The organism is Pseudomonas glycinae, assembly GCF_001594225.2.
In the GTDB taxonomy this organism is placed as follows: Bacteria; Pseudomonadota; Gammaproteobacteria; order Pseudomonadales; family Pseudomonadaceae; genus Aquipseudomonas; species Aquipseudomonas glycinae.
On sequence record NZ_CP014205.2, the window covers coordinates 3,894,872 to 3,909,867 of the forward strand.

The 14,996-nt window shown below is 61.7% G+C and carries 14 protein-coding genes; 10 read left to right on the plus strand and 4 right to left on the minus strand.

Annotated elements, in window-relative coordinates; translation table 11 throughout:
- Positions 1 to 14: 14 nt before the first annotated feature.
- From AWU82_RS17785 to AWU82_RS17800, 4 genes are all read right to left on the minus strand, one after another.
- A complete protein-coding gene (locus tag AWU82_RS17785) occupies positions 15 to 491 on the minus strand; it encodes a hypothetical protein (RefSeq protein WP_064379222.1) in 477 nt (158 codons plus the stop codon).
- Entirely contained in the window at positions 488 to 994 is a 507-nt protein-coding gene (locus tag AWU82_RS17790; RefSeq protein ID WP_064379220.1) for an Hcp family type VI secretion system effector, read from the minus strand. The genes AWU82_RS17785 and AWU82_RS17790 overlap by 4 nt, the downstream gene beginning before the upstream one ends.
- Positions 973 to 1,626: a hypothetical protein gene (locus tag AWU82_RS17795; RefSeq protein ID WP_335743212.1), complete on the minus strand. Its 654-nt coding sequence runs from the start codon at positions 1,624 to 1,626 to the stop codon at positions 973 to 975. The genes AWU82_RS17790 and AWU82_RS17795 overlap by 22 nt, the downstream gene beginning before the upstream one ends.
- 68 nt (positions 1,627 to 1,694) lie before the next feature.
- Positions 1,695 to 2,843 (minus strand): DUF2515 family protein, encoded by a 1,149-nt coding sequence (locus tag AWU82_RS17800; protein WP_064379217.1) that lies wholly within the window; start codon positions 2,841 to 2,843, stop codon positions 1,695 to 1,697.
- Positions 2,844 to 3,169: 326 nt separating this feature from the next.
- Here AWU82_RS17800 and gcbA point away from each other — a divergent pair, with 326 nt between their 5' ends.
- From gcbA to fis, 10 genes are all read left to right on the plus strand, one after another.
- Positions 3,170 to 4,840: a diguanylate cyclase GcbA gene (gene gcbA / locus AWU82_RS17805; protein ID WP_064379216.1), complete on the plus strand. Its 1,671-nt coding sequence runs from the start codon at positions 3,170 to 3,172 to the stop codon at positions 4,838 to 4,840.
- A 953-nt stretch (positions 4,841 to 5,793) separates the two neighbouring features.
- Complete coding sequence (locus AWU82_RS29585) at positions 5,794 to 6,837, plus strand: methyl-accepting chemotaxis protein (RefSeq protein ID WP_371857702.1); 1,044 nt, start codon at positions 5,794 to 5,796, stop codon at positions 6,835 to 6,837.
- 58 nt (positions 6,838 to 6,895) lie between these two features.
- Complete coding sequence (locus AWU82_RS17815; protein WP_064379212.1) at positions 6,896 to 8,653, plus strand: protein-disulfide reductase DsbD; 1,758 nt, start codon at positions 6,896 to 6,898, stop codon at positions 8,651 to 8,653.
- A 132-nt stretch (positions 8,654 to 8,785) separates the two neighbouring features.
- Positions 8,786 to 9,241: a type II 3-dehydroquinate dehydratase gene (aroQ, locus tag AWU82_RS17820; RefSeq protein WP_011332265.1), complete on the plus strand. Its 456-nt coding sequence runs from the start codon at positions 8,786 to 8,788 to the stop codon at positions 9,239 to 9,241.
- Between the two features lie 24 nt (positions 9,242 to 9,265).
- The gene (gene accB / locus AWU82_RS17825) at positions 9,266 to 9,736 is read left to right on the plus strand and encodes an acetyl-CoA carboxylase biotin carboxyl carrier protein (RefSeq protein ID WP_064379210.1); all 471 of its coding nucleotides are present in this window, start codon (positions 9,266 to 9,268) and stop codon (positions 9,734 to 9,736) included.
- A gap of 17 nt (positions 9,737 to 9,753) precedes the next feature.
- Complete coding sequence (gene accC / locus AWU82_RS17830) at positions 9,754 to 11,112, plus strand: acetyl-CoA carboxylase biotin carboxylase subunit (RefSeq protein ID WP_064379208.1); 1,359 nt, start codon at positions 9,754 to 9,756, stop codon at positions 11,110 to 11,112.
- Positions 11,113 to 11,278: 166 nt separating this feature from the next.
- Positions 11,279 to 12,157 carry a 50S ribosomal protein L11 methyltransferase gene (gene prmA / locus AWU82_RS17835; RefSeq protein ID WP_007951025.1) on the plus strand — a complete coding sequence of 293 codons (879 nt, stop codon included), beginning with the start codon at positions 11,279 to 11,281 and terminating at the stop codon, positions 12,155 to 12,157.
- A gap of 30 nt (positions 12,158 to 12,187) precedes the next feature.
- Entirely contained in the window at positions 12,188 to 13,456 is a 1,269-nt protein-coding gene (locus AWU82_RS17840; RefSeq protein WP_064379207.1) for a DUF3426 domain-containing protein, read from the plus strand.
- Positions 13,457 to 13,641: 185 nt separating this feature from the next.
- Positions 13,642 to 14,652 carry a tRNA dihydrouridine synthase DusB gene (gene dusB, locus AWU82_RS17845; protein WP_064379205.1) on the plus strand — a complete coding sequence of 337 codons (1,011 nt, stop codon included), beginning with the start codon at positions 13,642 to 13,644 and terminating at the stop codon, positions 14,650 to 14,652.
- A complete protein-coding gene (fis, locus tag AWU82_RS17850) occupies positions 14,649 to 14,969 on the plus strand; it encodes a DNA-binding transcriptional regulator Fis (protein WP_002555375.1) in 321 nt (106 codons plus the stop codon). The genes dusB and fis overlap by 4 nt, the downstream gene beginning before the upstream one ends.
- Positions 14,970 to 14,996: the final 27 nt, after the last annotated feature.

Below are 14,996 nucleotides of genomic sequence, written 5' to 3' on the forward strand. Positions count from 1 at the left end.
GATAGACGCAGGCTTCAGACGTTGAAAATTCGCATTGAAATCTGCCGGGCATCGTCCGGCATGAACAGATGAGCAATGCCTTCGGCGTCAGTTCGGCGCTGGGTGGGGATCCCGTCAACTGTTGCAATGTAGGGCTGCTGCGGCAACGGTTCGCCGGTCATGCTCTCGACCAGACGATAAATGCGCGGCGTTCTGGTGGGCTGGGGCGGGGGGTTGTTCATCAAGTCGAGCACCGCCTGATCGAAGGCTGACTGGACGGTGGACCACTCGCCGTCATCGGCTTCGGCCCTGAGTAACAGCCACTCGCCACGTTCGATGTGCTCCAGCACTTCACTGTCCAGATCGAGCATCAGACCTGCCCGCAGTTGATCGAGACCTTCGAGGGATTGCCGCTCCAGCAGCACCTTGCAAACCCACTCCAGCGCCTGGTCCACCGGATAGACATGCAGGCGCTCGGTATCGGTCAGGTGCGAATGATGAACCAGCCTCATCCCAGGCTCTCGCTCTGCCACTCATCGGAGCCCATCGTCCGGCTGATCTCGTGCCGCCAGTAGATGCGGCGGTAGCTGAAGTGGACTTTTTCCCGCTGTGTCAGGTGTGACGTGGCGGGATCCTGACAGTCGGGCATAAAAACCTCGGTGCTGACGATCTGCGCGTCTTCCAGTTCAATCGTATAAAAGTGCTCCTGACTACCGTGGGCCGATGTTCGATAGAACTCCAGACAGCACTTGCTCAGCCGCTCACCGGAACACAGGGCGACCTGGATCAGCGGTGACGCTTTGTCGATGGTTTTGGTGATGACCAGCGGCTTGTGCATTCGCCGCCCGGCACCCGCGCCCTTGGGCAGGAGAATGCCGTGGCTGAAGGCCTGAACCATGATCTTGTCCTCACGTCCGTTCTGGTAGCTGTTGCCCACCGACGGTTCGGTGAAGGCACCGGCGCTGATCAGGCCCTGGCGGCTGCCAACAATGGTCATGAAGGCTGGGGTTGGCATGGTATTGCTCCTTTTTTGGGTTGGGGTGGGGGAAAGGGGTGGGGTTCTTCGTAGAGATCTTCAATTTCGTCAAAGGGTATCCAGGGCTCGGCGAGCTCGAGAGTAATGAGGTATCGCTCTTGGTCGGGATGCCGAGAGTCTCGGAACCGTCCAAGGATCAACATCGCCTGATACTTGTCGCCGGCCTGCCAAAATGAACGTCCGGCGACCACACTGTCTCTGAGATAGGCTCGCCACTCTGGTGTGTCCGCCATCGTCGGATCACTTCGCGTCCCGACTGGCCTCCAACCGTTTGCGCACCATTGGGCTTGCAGATCGAGAACGACCTTCAAGGCATCATCGATCAACAGGGGCTCGACCTGAGGAGACATGCGGATATCACCGACCAGGTGACCCTCGAACGTGAACGTGAAGAACCGCGCCGGCGGCGTTTCGAATCCGTACTGCGGATCGACAAATCGCAGGCGCGCATCTGTCCTGGAAGCGCCACCCCAGACGCGCCTGCCAACATGGCCCCATATAACGAGGGGGGCGGTCGAATGCTCACGCATGTATTCATAGGTTCCGCTTATGGACATGGCGATCACGGAGTCGCCCCACAAAGGCCGTGTCAACTGACGTGCGGCGGCCACGGCCAGAACACCACAAAGCATGAGCCATGCCCAGCAACGCCATCTGGGCAGACAGGATCGCAAGCGCATCAAGCATCCTCCATGGCAGCGATCTCACGAATGGATTGCGCCAGTGCGTCCCTGTTGCTGTCATTGAGCATCTGGTGGAAACGGGCGGCAGCCCGCAGGACAAACACCATCCGCTGATCGAGATCGGATAGGTCCGCCAGCGGGTTGCGGCCAAAATCGATGGTGCGGCCGTCATCGACTCGCTGACATTGACTGGTGAGGGTCAACTCGATGGCCTGCGCCACACCGGAAGGGAAGCCGGTCACGTAGGAAAAATGATTGCCACGCAACAACGTCACCAAATGGCGATTTTCGTAGATGCTCGGCTGGAGAATGTTTCGTTGTTCGTGCCAAGCCAGCTGATTCACACTTTCGGCAATATTCCCCGCATCTATCGCCTCGAATCCATTCAAGATTTCTTGAAACGCCTCACCGAAAGGAAGCGCTTTCCCCCCTATGGGCCAAAGCACCGGAAACCTTGCGTGCCCATAGATCGTTCTCCGTGTTTTCAGACACTTCTTCAACTCCGCCAACCCACGCACCGCATAAAACTGATGCAGCGGATAAACATCCAGAAACAGCGTGGTATTGCCCATCGCCATCATGTCGTACACATGCCGGAACTGTTGCTGCACCAATGACAGCTCTTCACCCGAAGTACGCAAATCCAGCGAAGGCACAGGGTTGCGCGCCCTCGCCTCTTGGTAATCCCCCCAGTCCTCGGCCTGTCGGGGCATTTTGTCCGGAGTGAGCAGCCCGGACTCACGGCGCCCGTCCCGCACCCGCTGCCGCGCCTCATGCTCCTGGCGGATCAGCTCGATACTGTCCGCCGCATGCAGCAATCCACAACCGACCTGCTTGGACGCGAACGCCGCCAGCCCGGCCCACTGGAACCGCGAGTCATGCAGCCACAGTCGGGCATACGCGGCGTTGATCGCCCGGTTGCGCTGCGCCGGATCGGCGATCAGCACGCCGTCAGGGGCGACGATGCTCTCCGCCTCCCGTTGATAGGCACGCCAAAGGCACTGGCACGTCAAAACCGGCACCTCGGTCACCCTCACCCGTTCGCCATACAACATCTCTTCATTGCACTCACAGTCGGCAACGGGCGTGATGTTGTGATTCAGGCGCTGGGCATCGCTGGAGTATTTGTTGAAACACTGAGTCATGTCCGGGCAAACATCCGGTAGGGGTTTCCCTGACCCTACCAGTGCAAAACCCTTGCGAAACCGATCTTGGGAAAAATCAGAAAGCCCTGACAGACGATGACCATCCAGTGTGGGGGAGGCGTCCTCAAAAGCCTTGGGAAACATCCTTTAAGGCCCGGTTCACGGGCACTTGAACGACGAGCCAGTCCCGGATGAAACCGACCAGTCAGAAACTGAATAGTGACGCACAGCAGATTATTGACGTACGACACTCATGTAAGGGAAAAGAGGTGCTAGCATAGAGCCACCAGTCGATCTCAGCATGCACCCTAACTAGTAGTCAGGATATGACCGAGCCAGAAGACCCCAGCCGTGAGCGCCTCAAGCACCACTTTGCCCAGCGGGTAATTCATCAGGCACGTCAGATTCTTGAGATATGGCAGCGCCTGCAACGCAGTGAGTGGTCCACTGCCGATCTCGCCGAACTGAGCGAGGCCAATCTGCGCCTGCTGCGTTTTGCCGAGCGCTTCGAACAGCCCGAACACACGCAACTGGCCCGCCACATCAGCCAGTCGCTGGAAGCGGTGGACGCCAATCGCGGACGCCTGAGCAGCGGCCTGATCACCGATCTCAACCGTTTGATGCAGCGCTTGTCGCGCACCGGCCTGCGCCATGGCGATCAGCTTGATCAAACCTTTTTGCCGCCGCTGCGCAAACCGATCTACGTGATGCTGCAGGATCACGACCGCGCCGAGCGGCTGGCCAAGCAGCTGGAGTTTTTCGGTCTGAGTGCCCAGGCGCTGGACAGCGTGTCGGCGTTTCGTTCGTCGATGGTCGAGCGCCTGCCGGCCGCGATTGTCATGGACGTGGATTTCAGCGGTGCCGGCGTCGGTCTGAAACTCGCCGCCGAAGCCCAGCAAGGTCTGGAAGAACCGCTGCCGCTGCTGTTCTTCAGCCTGCACGAAACCGACACCCCGACCCGCCTCGCGGCAGTGCGCGCCGGTGGCCAGGAATTTCTCACCGGTACCCTCGAAGCCTCGAGCCTGCTGGAGAAGATCGAAGTCCTGACCTGCGTCGCCCAGTACGAACCCTATAAAGTGCTGATCATCGACGACTCCCGCGCCCAGGCCCTGCACACCGAACGCCTGCTCAACAGCGCCGGTATCGTCACCCGCACCCTGATCGAACCGATTCAAGCGATGGCCGAGCTGGCGGACTTCCAGCCAGACCTGATCATCCTCGATATGTACATGCCGGCCTGCACCGGCACCGAGCTGGCCAAGGTCATCCGCCACAACGATCGTTACGTCAGCGTGCCGATCATTTACCTGTCGGCCGAAGACGATCTGGACAAGCAGCTCGACGCCATGAGCGAAGGTGGCGACGACTTCCTGACCAAGCCGATCAAGCCGCGCCACCTGATCACCACCGTGCGCAACCGCGCCGCCCGTGCGCGCAATCTCAAGGCACGGATGGTCCGCGACAGCCTCACTGGCCTCTACAACCACACGCACATTCTGCAATTGCTCGAAGACTGCTCGTTCCGCGCCCGCCGCGAGAACAAGCCGTTGAGCTTTGCCATGCTCGACATCGACCACTTCAAGCGGGTCAACGACAGCCACGGCCATCCCATGGGCGACCGGGTGATCAAGAGCCTGGCGCTGTTCCTCAAGCAGCGTCTGCGCAAGACCGATTTCATCGGCCGTTATGGCGGCGAAGAATTCGCCATCGTCATGCCGGACACCGATATAGAAGCGGCGCACAAAGTGCTCGACGAAATCCGCCAGCGCTTTGCCGAGATTCACTATCCGGCCCAGCCGCAGGATCTGTGGTGCACCTTCAGCGCCGGCGTGGTGGAGATGCACGACGACTCCGACAGCCTGATGATGGCCAGCCAGGCCGACGAGGCGCTGTACCGCGCCAAGGGCGAAGGACGCAATCGGGTGCAGACTGCTCGCGACTCAAAGCAAAGTGCCACTTTTTCATCGGATTCGACCCAAACGGTCATAACCGTGTAACAGAACCGCAATAAATTCAGGCGCTTACCATTCTGCCGTTGGTAGCCGTCATGCGCCTGAAGTTGCTCACCAATCTCAATACTCTGTTGCTGGTCGCCGTCTGCGTGGCCCTCGGCGCCACGCTGTGGTGGTCGCAAAAAGCCCTGGAGCGCCCGTATCTGTTGATGGAGCGTTACCTGGGACTGTCGCAGCAATTTCAGAATGACGTGGCACGCAACGTCGAGGACTACCTCGCCAGCGGCGACGCCCTGCGCCTGAGCAGCGCCAGCCAGGCCATCGATCAGTTGCAGAAAGAACTTGGCGAGTTGCCGCCGGCGCTGGCCGATACCTTGCGCCCGAGCCTCACCGGCCTCGATGGGTTCAGCAAGACCGACCTGCTGGCCGCTGGCAAACTGGCCGGCGATCCGCAGGCCTTGCTGCTGCAGGCCGAGCGCGAATTGAGCGCCAGCCTCGATCAACTCAGCACCTACGCCGGCGGCAATGCGACTTACCTGACACCCCTGCTGGTCGCCTCTCAACATCTGGGCAAACTGTCGCTGGCCCGAGACAAACTGGTCAGCAGCGGACGCAGTGAACTGGCCGCCGATGTCGAGCGCGAAGTCAGCAACATCCGCGCCCAGGCCCAGACAATCGACGCCCTGCCCTTGCTCGGCGTGGTCGCCAGCAGTGAATCCGGCAGCGACGATTTCGCCGCGATGATGGGCATCGAAAGCACAGCAAAAGCCGCCGCCGAAGACGCCGGTGTCGGCCTCAAACGCGAACTCAACAGTTTGCTCGGTCGATACCCGGCGGAACTGGCGCGCACCCGCGAGCAGATCCAGAAACGCACCGACCTGAGCACCGCGACCCACCAGAAAATCGCCGCCGTGCAGCAAGCCATCGCCGGTCTCGAACCGGTGGTGCGCGCCCAGCACGGGCAGATCCAGGGTGAAGTGCGGCTGATGCAAGGCGTGATGATCGGCCTGATTCTGCTGATCGCGCTGCTGATCGACACTTTGCAGCGGCGCCTGGCCCGCACCCTGACCAACCTCGCGCCAGCGCTGTCGACCTGGGCCGAAGGCGACTTCAGCCGCGACATTCATCTGGGCAAAACCAACCGCGAACTGCACGACATCGAAGCCTCGCTCAATCGCCTGCGCGCCTACCTGGTGGATCTGGTCGGGACCATTCGCGGCAATGCCGAGCAAGTGGCCGGCAGCAGCCGCACCCTCGCCGAACTGAGCAATGACTTGCACAGCGGCGCCGAACATCAGGCCGGCGATACCGCGCTGATCCGTGATTCCCTCGGCGAACTGGAAGCGACCATCCAGCAAGTGGCCGGCGATGCACGGCAGGCCGCCGACGCCAGCCGCCATGCCGGACTGGCCGTCGAACACGGGCAACAGGTAATCGGCCAGAGTCTCACCGGCCTGCACGCGCTGGTTGGCGAAGTGCAGGGCAATGCGCAGATGATCGAACACCTGGCCGAAGAGTCGGCGACCATCGGCGGCGTGCTGACGGTGATCCGCTCGATTGCCGACCAGACCAACCTGCTGGCGCTCAACGCGGCGATCGAAGCCGCCCGCGCCGGGGAAATGGGCCGCGGATTCGCCGTGGTGGCCGAGGAAGTGCGCTCGCTGGCGCAGCGCACCGCCGGCGCCACCGCCGAAATCCAGACCCTGATCGCCGGCCTGCAAACCGCCGCCCGGCAATCGGTCGAGGGCATGCGCGCCCAGGTCGAACACGCCGAGGCCACGGCCAATCAGGCGCAATCGGCGGACGGGGCACTGGACAAGATTGTCGGCGCGATCCAGACCATCTCCGACACGGCCATCCGCATCGCCGACATCACCGCGCAACAGAGCGGTGCGGTCAGCGAGATCCGCGATCACAGCGAACGGATTCACCAGTTGGGCGGGGACAATCTGCTGCGCATCGGCCAAGGCCGCGAGCAGGGCGAGAACCTGCTGTTGCTGGGCGGTCAGCTGCACACCGCCGTGCAGGCGTTCCGCGTGTGACACACAGCGCAGGGCCAAGTCCGCTATCATTCCCGCACCTTTGATTCGCGAGATTGTCATGCGCCGTCTGCTCTGCCTGCTGTTTTTCGTCCTTGCCCTGCCGGCCGGCGCCGCCGGTCTGTTCGACAGCAAACCCAGCGCCACGCTGGGCTCGGTCAACAACAGCGCCGATTTCCTGCCGGTGCGCGAAGCCTTTCAACTGAGCCTGGTCGAGAGCACGCCGCAATCGGTCAAACTGCGCTTCGTCGCCACCGAAGGCTATTACCTCTACCGCCATCGCTTCCAGTTCCGTGCCGAACCTGCCGAGGTAAAACTTGGCGCCGCACAAATGCCCCAAGGCGAGCAGAAACACGACGAGTATTTCGGCGATGTCGAGGTCTACCACGGCATTCTCGATGTGGAGCTGCCACGCAATGATGCCCGTGCCTTCACGCTGGCCGTCACCTATCAGGGCTGTGCCGACAAGGGTTTGTGCTATCCACCGGAAACCGAGCGCCTGAGCATCGAGGGCAATGCAGCGGCAAGTGACGCGTCCACTCCGGTGACCGGTTGGAACTGGCGTGATCTGGCGCTGTTCTTCCTGGCGGGCCTGGGCCTGACCTTCACACCTTGCGTATTGCCGATGCTGCCGATTCTGTCCGGCGTGGTGTTGCGCGGGCAGGTCGGCGGTTTGCGTGGTTTTAACCTTTCCCTGGCTTATGTGCTGCCGATGGCCGCGTGCTTCGCGCTGCTCGGCGCATTGATGGGGCTGTTCGGCGCGCAACTGAATTTGCAGGCGCGGCTGCAATCGGCGTGGGTGCTGGTGCCGTTCGCGATGTTCTTTGCGGTGTTCGCGCTGGCGATGTTCGGCGTATTCGAGCTGAAACTGCCGCACTTCATCAGCAGCCGCCTCGACCGGATCGCCGGGCGCACCGAAGGCGGCTCGCTGTGGGGCGCGGCGGTGTTGGGCGTGGTGTCGAGTCTGCTGGTCTCGCCGTGCGTTTCCGCACCGCTGGCCGGCGCACTGCTTTATATCAGCGCCAGCGGCGATGCGCTGGGCGGTGGCCTGAAGCTGTTCATGCTCGGCCTGGGCATGGGCGCGCCGCTGTTGCTGGTGGCCACTGGCGGCGCGGCGTGGCTGCCGAAAAGCGGGCCGTGGATGATGTACGTGAAGAACGGCATCGGCGTGTTGCTGCTCGGGCTGGCGATCGGTTTGCTCGGCCGGGTACTGCCGGGGCAGATCACGTTGCTGCTGATCGGCTTGCTGGCCGGTGGCGTCGGACTGTTTCTCGGCGCTCTGGAATTCGTCTACAAACCGCCGCGCAAACGCCTCGGCCAGTTGCTCGGCATGTTCCTGCTGTTTTATGCGCTGGCCTGCTGGTACGGCGCGTTCAGCGGGCAGACCGACCCGCTGAACCCGATAGCCGCGGCGCGGCTTGCCGACAGTGGCTCGATCGCGCAGAACAGCGGTTCGTGGCAAACCGTCAGCACCCCGGCGGAACTGGATCGGGTGCTGCTCGAAGCGAAAACCGCCGGCACCCCGCTGCTGCTCGACTGGTATGCCGACTGGTGCATCAGCTGCAAAGTCATTGAACACGAAGTACTCAATGACGCCACGGTGGTGGAGCGGCTCAAGGGCTATCGGCTGATCCGCTTCGATATCACCGCCAGCAATGCCGAACAGCGCACCCTGCTCGACCGCTACAGCCTGTTCGGCCCACCGGCGCTGATGTTCTTCGGCAAGGACGGGGTGGAACGTCGCGATGTGCGGGTGATCGGCGAGATCAACGCCAGCGACTTCGCCGAACGTGTCGCCAAAGCGAATGACCGGATTTAATCAGTCAGTCACATATTTTGCGCAAACATCGGTCATCGTGCTGGCTATTGCAGAGAACTGGACAGTCACAAAGTCTTTGCGGCATAGTCGCCGGGTTCTGACGAAGGCTCACCCATAACAAGGAACACGCAGATGGCAACGCTACTGGTGCTGCACGGCCCCAACCTGAACCTGCTCGGCACCCGGGAACCGGGGACCTACGGGTCGACCACCCTGGCGCAGATCAATCAGGATCTGGAACGCCGCGCCCGTGAAGCCGGCCACCATCTGCTGTATCTGCAAAGCAATGCCGAGTACGAATTGATCGATCGCATCCACGCCGCACGCGGCGAGGGCGTGGACTTCATTCTGATCAACCCGGCAGCATTTACACACACAAGTGTCGCATTACGTGACGCGCTGCTGGGAGTGAGCATCCCATTCATCGAAGTGCATTTGTCCAACGTGCACAAACGCGAACCTTTCCGCCATCACTCCTACTTCTCCGATGTAGCGGTAGGAGTGATCTGCGGCCTTGGCGCCAGCGGTTACCGACTGGCCCTGGAGGCTGCACTAGAGCAGCTTGAACACCAAGCTAAACGCCCCTGACCGACCCTTGGGAGTTGATGATTCATGGATATCCGTAAAGTTAAGAAACTGATCGAATTGCTGGAAGAGTCCGGCATCGACGAGCTCGAGATCAAGGAAGGCGAAGAGTCCGTACGCATCAGCCGTCACAGCAAGACCCCGGCGCAGCAGTACTACGCACCGGCTCCGATGCAGGCTCCGGCCGCTGCACCTGCCGCCGCTGCCGCTCCGGTTGCTGCTGCAGCCGCCGCTCCAGCTGCCGCTGCTGCGCCAGCGCTGAACGGCACCGTTGCCCGTTCGCCGATGGTCGGCACCTTCTATCGCAAATCTTCGCCAACCTCGCCGTCCTTCGTTGAAGTCGGCCAGACCGTGAAGAAAGGCGACACCCTGTGCATCGTCGAAGCCATGAAGATGATGAACCACATCGAAGCTGAAACCAGCGGTGTGATCGAGTCCATCCTCGTCGAAGACGGCCAGCCGGTTGAGTACGACCAACCGCTGTTCACCATCGTTTGAACTGCGGAGAGCCTTTGATGACTGCGAAGTTGGAAAAAGTTCTGATCGCTAACCGCGGTGAGATCGCCCTGCGGATTCTGCGTGCCTGCAAAGAGATGGGCATCAAGACCGTCGCCGTTTACTCCAAGGCCGACAAAGAGCTGATGCACCTGGGTCTGGCAGACGAATCCGTCTGCATCGGCCCGGCTTCTGCCGCGCACTCCTACCTGCACATCCCGGCAATCATTGCGGCCGCTGAAGTGACTGGCGCTACCGCCATTCACCCAGGCTACGGTTTCCTCGCGGAAAACGCCGACTTTGCCGAGCAGGTCGAGAACTCCGGCTTCGCCTTCATCGGCCCGAAAGCCGAAACCATTCGCCTGATGGGCGACAAGGTATCGGCCAAGCACGCGATGATCGAAGCGGGCGTGCCAACCGTTCCAGGTTCTGACGGCCCGCTGCCGGAAGACGAGGAAACGGCGCTGCGCATCGGTCGTGAAGTCGGCTATCCGGTGATCATCAAGGCCGCTGGCGGCGGTGGTGGTCGCGGCATGCGTGTGGTGCACAAGGAAGAAGACCTGATCGCCTCGGCAAAGCTGACCCGCTCCGAAGCAGGCGCGGCGTTCGGCAACCCGATGGTCTATCTGGAAAAATTCCTGACCAATCCGCGTCACGTCGAAGTGCAGGTTCTGTCCGACGGCCAGGGCAACGCCATCCATCTGGGCGACCGCGATTGCTCGCTGCAACGCCGTCACCAGAAAGTTCTCGAAGAAGCACCGGCACCGGACATCGACGAGAACGCGCGCAAGGAAGTCCTGGCCCGCTGCGTCAAGGCGTGCATCGACATCGGCTACCGTGGCGCCGGCACCTTCGAGTTCCTGTACGAGAACGGTCGTTTCTACTTCATCGAAATGAACACCCGTGTTCAGGTGGAGCACCCGGTTTCGGAAATGGTCACCGGTATCGACATCGTCAAGGAGATGCTCAGCATCGCCGCTGGCAACAAGCTGTCGTATACCCAGGATGATGTGGTCATCCGCGGTCACTCGCTGGAATGCCGGATCAACGCCGAAGACCCGAAAACCTTCATGCCGAGCCCGGGCACGGTCAAGCATTTCCACGCTCCAGGCGGCAACGGCGTTCGCGTCGATTCGCACCTGTACAGCGGTTATGCCGTTCCGCCGAACTACGACTCGCTGATCGGCAAGCTGATCACTTACGGCGCAACCCGCGACGAAGCCATGGCGCGCATGCGCAATGCCCTGGACGAAATCGTGGTCGACGGGATCAAGACCAACATCCCGCTGCACCGTGATCTGACCCGCGACGAAGGCTTCTGCAAAGGGGGCGTGAACATTCACTACCTCGAGCACAAGCTGGCTGGCGACAAGCACTAAGCTTCAGCCCGCACCTGACAAGGCCGCCTTCGGGCGGCTTTGTTGTTTCCGAAGGTTTCATCTGCTCACACATTCCCCGCTCCCACAAAACCGTCGCGCTCGCGTAAACTTGCGCGCTTCTCGCAGGCCGCTAGGCTGCAATCAATCTTTTTCACAGGTGCCCGCCATGCCTTGGCTGCAAGTCCGTCTCGCCATCAGCCCAGAACAAGCCGAAACCTACGAAGACGCTTTCCTTGAAGTGGGCGCCGTTTCGGTGACCTTCATGGACGCCGAAGACCAGCCGATCTTCGAGCCGGAACTCAACACCACCCCGCTGTGGGCACACACCCACCTGCTGGCCCTGTTCGAGGGCGGCACCGAAGCCGCCCCGGTACTGGCCCATCTGGAACTGCTGACCGGCAGCCCGCTGCCCGAGCACCACAGCGAAGTCATCGAAGACCAGGACTGGGAACGCAGCTGGATGGACGGTTTCCAGCCGATGCGTTTCGGCCAGCGGCTGTGGATCGTGCCGAGCTGGCACGCCGCACCGGAGCCGGACGCGGTCAACCTGCTGCTGGATCCGGGCCTGGCGTTCGGTACCGGCACCCACCCGACCACCGCCCTGTGCCTGGAATGGCTGGACGGCCAGGACCTGAAAGACTGCAACGTGCTGGACTTCGGCTGCGGCTCGGGGATTCTGGCGATTGCCGCCCTGCTGCTCGGCGCGAAAGAAGCCGTGGGTACCGACATCGACGTGCAGGCACTCGAAGCCTCCCGCGACAACGCCGGCCGCAACAATATCGCTGACGAACTGTTCCCGCTGTACCTGCCGGAAGACCTGCCGCAGGTCAAAGCCGACGTGCTGGTGGCCAACATTCTGGCCGGCCCACTGGTTTCCCTGGCGCCGCAACTGTCCGGCCTGGTCAAGTCCGGTGGGCGTCTGGCACTGTCCGGGATCCTCGCCGAACAAGGTGACGAAGTTGCCGCCGCCTACGCGCAGGACTTCGATCTCGATCCGATCGCCAATCGTGATGGCTGGGTGCGCATCACCGGCCGTCGGCGCTAGAATGACCGCCTGCTCAATCCGGATCGCCGCATGACCGACAGCTTCGTCACCCAGTGCCCGCATTGCCAAACCAGTTTCCGCGTCAGCCACGCTCAGTTGAGCGTGGCCCGCGGGGTGGTTCGTTGCGGCTCCTGCCTGCAAGTGTTCAATGCCGCCAAGCAATTGCTGGAGCAACACGCAGGCAAGGAAGCGGTCACGCCGGTGGCGCCGTCAATCAGCGAGCCACCGCCGATCAGCGAACCTGCGCCTGTCGAGCCACCGGCCACCGTCGAAACGCCCGAGCCGCGCGCCATCAGTCAGAAGCAATGGAGCGCCGCCGAGCTGGATCTGGACAGTCTGGATCTGGACGAAGAACTGGCCCGCCTCGAGCAACGGGAAATCCAGCCGACCACCGAGTTCGGCCGCCCACGCGAAGACGCCCTGAGCGCTCGCCGCGACAGCCACGAACCGGAAGACACGACGTGGCCGGACAGCCTGTTCAGCGAACCGGCAGATGAGCGCGCACCCGAAGTCGAAGATGAACCAGAGGCCATCGAGCCCGAGCCGATTCGACCGGAGCGCACCGAACCGTCGCTCTCGCTGGAGCCGGTGGATCTCGATGACGAACCGCCGATCCCGCAACTGCGCCTGCACGATCCGATCGACCCGAATGCGCGCCGCGAACACCTGTCGGCAAGTGACGAAGTCGACGACGAACTGCCATTGATCGAACCTGCGCGCAAAAAACGCGAACGTGCCGAAACCAGTGTTCGCGCCGAAGCCTTGCAGGATCTGACCGACGACCCGCTGCAACTGGATTGGCAAAAACGCCGCTCCCCATGGGGCCGTCGCCTGCTCTGGCTGTTGCTGATCGTGCTGGCCGCCGCCGGCCTGGGCGGACAGTACATCGCCTATCACTTCGATGAACTGGCTCGCCAGGATCAATACCGACCCTGGTTCCAGCAACTGTGCCCGCAAATTGGCTGCACGGTGCCGTCCAAGGTGGATATCGCCAAGATCAAGAGCAGCAACCTGGTGGTGCGCAGCCACCCGGAATTCAGCGGTGCGCTGGTGGTGGACGCAATCATCTATAACCGCGCGCCGTTCTCGCAGCCGTTTCCGCTGCTGGAGCTTCGCTTCGCCGACCTCAACGGCCACCTGATCGCCAGTCGTCGCTTCAAACCCGGCGAATACCTCAACGGCGACCTCGAAGGCATGGCGGAAATGCCGCCGCAGACGCCGATCCACATCGCCCTCGACATTCTCGATCCAGGACCGAAAGCCGTGAACTACAGCCTGAGTTTCCACTCGCCCGAGTGAAACGCTGCGCCGCTCCCGGATTGACGGCAGTTTTCTGACTGCGCGCCGCGCGACCAAACCGGCGGTAATAACAGAATAACTGTTCAGATTTTGTTCAATTCAGCCTTTATCCAGTCATCGAGAGCGGGTATCATGCCAACCCTTTTTCGAACTCTCATGATCCGGCCCCACTTCAGGGAAGTCCTATGTCGGCGGTACGCATCGGCCCATATACATTGCAGAACGGCTTGATCCTCGCCCCGATGGCGGGCGTCACCGACCAGCCCTTTCGTCAGCTGTGCAAGCGTCTGGGCGCAGGGCTTGTAGTCTCGGAAATGGTCACCAGTGACATGAGCCTGTGGAACACCCGCAAGTCGCGCATGCGCATGATCCACGAAGGCGATCCCGAGCCACGCTCGGTGCAGATTGCCGGTGGCGATGCGCAGATGCTCGCGGATGCGGCCCGGGCCAACGTCGAACTGGGCGCACAGATTATTGATATCAACATGGGTTGCCCGGCGAAGAAGGTCTGTAACAAGGCCGCCGGCTCCGCGCTGTTGAAGGATGAGGCACTGGTCACCGAGATCCTGCACGCCGTCGTGGCGGCGGTTGATGTGCCGGTGACCCTGAAGATCCGCACCGGATGGGATCGCGACAACAAGAACGGCCTGACCGTGGCGAAGATCGCCGAGCAGGCCGGGATCACGGCGCTGGCGGTGCATGGCCGCACCCGCGCCGACCTGTACACCGGTGAAGCCGAGTACGACACCATTGCCGCGATCAAGCAGGCGGTGTCGATTCCGGTGTTTGCCAACGGCGACATCGTATCGCCGGAAAAGGCCCGCTACGTGCTCGACGCGACCGGCGCCGATGGCCTGTTGATCGGCCGGGCCGCCCAGGGGCGGCCATGGATTTTTCGCGAGATCGAACACTTCCTGCGTACCGGCGAAAAACTGCCGGCGCCGGAGCTGATCGAGGTGGAACGCATTCTGCTTGAGCATCTGGCCGCCCTCCACGCCTTCTATGGGGACGTGATGGGCGTGCGAATTGCCCGCAAGCATGTGGGCTGGTATCTCGCAACCTTGCCGGGCGCCAGGGAATTTCGCGCCCACTTCAATCGTTTGGATGGTACGGAAACACAATGCGCCAACGTTCGGGAGTTCTTCGCCGAACGTTACAAGAGCCTGACAGGGGACGAAGAAGGGGTGGCCGCATGACGATGATGACCGAGACTTTAGTGAGTGGAACAACACCCGTGAGCGACAACGTGAATTTGAAACAGCACCTCAATACCCCGAGCGAAGAAGGTCAGACCCTTCGCGGGAGTGTCGAGAAGGCGCTGCACAATTATTTCGCCCACCTTGAGGGCGCGTCCGTCACGGACGTGTACAACCTGGTGCTCTCCGAAGTCGAGGCTCCCCTGCTCGAAAGCGTGATGAACTACGTCAAGGGCAACCAGACCAAGGCCAGCGAGCTGCTCGGACTGAACCGCGGCACGCTGCGCAAGAAACTCAAGCAGTACGATCTGCTGTAAGCATTCAATCAAACCAGAAAGGCGCCC

Bases quoted from the DNA above. Each gene is read 5' to 3' on its own strand.
- AWU82_RS17785 (WP_064379222.1), bottom strand. From the start codon at position 491: ATGAGGCTGGTTCATCATTCGCACCTGACCGATACCGAGCGCCTGCAT.
- AWU82_RS17790 (WP_064379220.1), bottom strand. From the start codon at position 994: ATGCCAACCCCAGCCTTCATGACCATTGTTGGCAGCCGCCAGGGCCTG.
- AWU82_RS17800 (WP_064379217.1), bottom strand. From the start codon at position 2,843: ATGACTCAGTGTTTCAACAAATACTCCAGCGATGCCCAGCGCCTGAAT.
- gcbA (WP_064379216.1), top strand. From the start codon at position 3,170: ATGACCGAGCCAGAAGACCCCAGCCGTGAGCGCCTCAAGCACCACTTT.
- AWU82_RS29585 (WP_371857702.1), top strand. From the start codon at position 5,794: ATGATCGGCCTGATTCTGCTGATCGCGCTGCTGATCGACACTTTGCAG.
- AWU82_RS17815 (WP_064379212.1), top strand. From the start codon at position 6,896: ATGCGCCGTCTGCTCTGCCTGCTGTTTTTCGTCCTTGCCCTGCCGGCC.
- aroQ (WP_011332265.1), top strand. From the start codon at position 8,786: ATGGCAACGCTACTGGTGCTGCACGGCCCCAACCTGAACCTGCTCGGC.
- accB (WP_064379210.1), top strand. From the start codon at position 9,266: ATGGATATCCGTAAAGTTAAGAAACTGATCGAATTGCTGGAAGAGTCC.
- accC (WP_064379208.1), top strand. From the start codon at position 9,754: ATGACTGCGAAGTTGGAAAAAGTTCTGATCGCTAACCGCGGTGAGATC.
- prmA (WP_007951025.1), top strand. From the start codon at position 11,279: ATGCCTTGGCTGCAAGTCCGTCTCGCCATCAGCCCAGAACAAGCCGAA.
- AWU82_RS17840 (WP_064379207.1), top strand. From the start codon at position 12,188: ATGACCGACAGCTTCGTCACCCAGTGCCCGCATTGCCAAACCAGTTTC.
- dusB (WP_064379205.1), top strand. From the start codon at position 13,642: ATGTCGGCGGTACGCATCGGCCCATATACATTGCAGAACGGCTTGATC.
- fis (WP_002555375.1), top strand. From the start codon at position 14,649: ATGACGATGATGACCGAGACTTTAGTGAGTGGAACAACACCCGTGAGC.